The organism is Tateyamaria pelophila (assembly GCF_019966495.1).
Lineage (GTDB): Bacteria > Pseudomonadota > Alphaproteobacteria > Rhodobacterales > Rhodobacteraceae > Tateyamaria > Tateyamaria pelophila.
Genome location: NZ_JAIMIA010000258.1, coordinates 1 through 2,599, shown reverse-complemented (window position 1 = coordinate 2,599; position 2,599 = coordinate 1). Strand labels below are relative to the sequence as shown.

Genomic DNA, 2,599 nt, shown 5'->3' with positions numbered 1-2,599 from the left:
TGAGAATGACGGCGTCGTTAAACACCGCCATGATATGCCGCCTACTGAAGACCATCACCAACTTTCGGGCATAACTCCCCGCAAGTTGCCTGTTTTCTTGTAAATCTGTGTCACCTTGGTTCGGCGTATCGAATGAGTTCCGTAAGCTGTCGCTTCGAGGCCAATCGAAGTCACCCAATCACGAACGATCCGCGCATACTGGGGTGTTGAGATGTGGAGACGTTCATGAAATCGTCCGGGCCAAAGATACTCAGACCCGACCATCAGCTCATCCTCCATCCACTTCTCGACTGATGTGCGCGTCCCGTCTGATATCTCAAAGCGAACCAGCTTCTGCGTCTTGCTTTGCAAAACTGACGCGCGTTCTTTGACCTGACCGGACGCGATAATGTCGACCACTTGCATGCGCACCAGGTCGCAGCCGCGTAACTTGCTGTCGATAGCCATATTGAACAGGGCGAGATCGCGGTGATTTTCGGCCAGTTCAAGTCGGACGCGGATTGCCCAGACATGCTTTGGTTTCAGTGGTCGCTTCTGACCGACGATGCGGCTCTTGTTCCAAGCTGGGCGAAGCGCGCGAATGGCAGGTAGGTTTGGTGTTTCCATGACAGATCCTTCGATCCGCCATGCCCTCCCACAACGACAACCCGACGTTGACTGGCACAGCATATCACAAGATGCTGCGCCGCGTCCGATGACGGCAGTGAGCCCGACCCAGTCATTGTGATTTTGTGCTGCGTGGGCGCGCTACACGGAAATTTCTGCAACAGCGTAAATCACTACGCTACCGCGCGGCGCAAAAAACCAGCCGTTCGTACAAATTGGAGCGAAGCAAAGGTCGCCAACAATCAAGCTGCGACCACCCCAACCTTTGCTGAGGTGGCCGCAATGACCCCTTGCGGATACCTGTTTCGCGATGGATGCTGCTTTTCAACAGCGTCAATTCCGATGGCTGAGACGACAATGAAATGTTCGTCATACTCAAAATTGGGTCGTGAACCATCATAGGTGTCGCCTTTCGAACAGACACGCTAAGAGTGCTGCGCATGTTCAGGGCAATACTTTTAGGCCCATGAAAGATGTTTGAGCGTCGAATCCCCGAATGGCTGCGACATGCACCCGCACCATCAGTGCGGGGTTTTGCGACCCTTGCCGCCTTTGAGGCAGTTGCACGTGGCATCCTGATTTCCGTCTTTCCGGTTGCGATGTACGACGCACTCCAGGACGCGGCCCTGATCAGTTCAATCTATTTCGTGATCGGTATCATCTCGTTGCTGACCGGGCTCCTCGTTCCCTTTCTCAATCGCTGGATACCGAGGCGATGGATGTATGGCATCGGGGCGATGGGGTTCGTCATTGGATCGGGCTTTGCAACCTTGGGCTCTGCAGAGATGATCGTTCTGGGGCTTGTCCTGAATTCGCTGGCGACGGTCGTTACCTTTGTCTGTTTCAACGCCTATGTGCTGGATTACATCGCGCGGATCGAATTGGGGAAATGCGAAACGCTGCGCATGTTCTACTCGGCTTTGGGATGGACCGTAGGTCCGATGCTGGGCGTGCTCTTGTGGGAATGGTGGAGGCCTGCTCCGTTCGTGATTTCGGGCGTGGCGGCAGCACTCATGCTGGTTGCGTTCACCTTTCTGCGGCTGGGGAACGGCAAACTGATCACCCGGGCGCAGAGTGCGCAAGTTAATCCGTTGGCATTTCTGGGGCGTTTTTTACGCCAACCCCGCCTGATCGCAGGTTGGCTCTTTGCGGTTATCCGGTCATGCGGGTGGTGGGCCTATGTTGTTTACCTGCCCATTTTTGCTGTCGAAAACGGGCTCGGAGATACGCTGGGCGGGACGCTTTTGTCGGTCACGAATGCAGCCCTGTTTGTGTCGCCGCTGATGCTGAGATGGATGCAGAAACACTCTGTGCGCAGTTCGGTTCAAACCGGGTTCATGGCTTGCGCATGTCTGTTCTGTACCGCCAGCTTGGTTTCATCAGCCCCGTCTGCAACGGTTGGCTTGCTCTTTATCGGCAGTTTCTTTCTGATCCTCTTGGATATCTGTGCCGGACTGCCGTTCCTGATGGCGGTTAAACCATCGGAACGCACTGAAATGTCAGCAGTCTACTCGTCCTACCGGGATGTGTCCGGCATCCTGACACCGGGCGTGGCCTGGCTGATCTTGTTGGCCGCACCGATATCCGGCATTTTTGCCGCCGCCGGGGCGGCAAGCCTGCTGGCCTGGGGGATTGCCGGGCGGCTGCATCCGCGTCTGGGCGAAAGCCGTTTGAAGCCGTTGCCACCATTGCAAATCGAGCAGCAGATACCTTTTCACGAGACCTGATGCCAGTCACCGACTTTGCCCGTTTCCCCGATGCCAGATTATTGGGACAATGACCTATACGCTGGTCTCTTGCGCCTATTGGATCGCTAGAGCGTGTCTCTGCTTTTCAGATTCAGGATTCCCAGATTGGCTGTGATGTGATTCCCTGGCCTTGAGGCAGGCATGGGGGTTACAGATGGGCAAGCCACATCCAATAGAACTGCGAACGCGTGTTGTTGCGTTTGTCGATGAGGGCCATGGACACCGCGAGGCGGCGCGGCATTTCC

At 55.6% G+C, this 2,599-nt stretch carries 2 protein-coding genes; one reads left to right on the top strand and one right to left on the bottom strand.

The genetic code is table 11. The features are described from left to right. Positions 1-54: 54 nt before the first annotated feature. Positions 55-606 (bottom strand): tyrosine-type recombinase/integrase, encoded by a 552-nt coding sequence (locus LC354_RS27345; protein ID WP_223429086.1) that lies wholly within the window; start codon positions 604-606, stop codon positions 55-57. Between the two features lie 473 nt (positions 607-1,079). Here LC354_RS27345 and LC354_RS27340 point away from each other — a divergent pair, with 473 nt between their 5' ends. Continuing rightward, entirely contained in the window at positions 1,080-2,333 is a 1,254-nt protein-coding gene (locus LC354_RS27340) for an MFS transporter (protein ID WP_223429085.1), read from the top strand. Positions 2,334-2,599 lie beyond the last annotated feature (266 nt).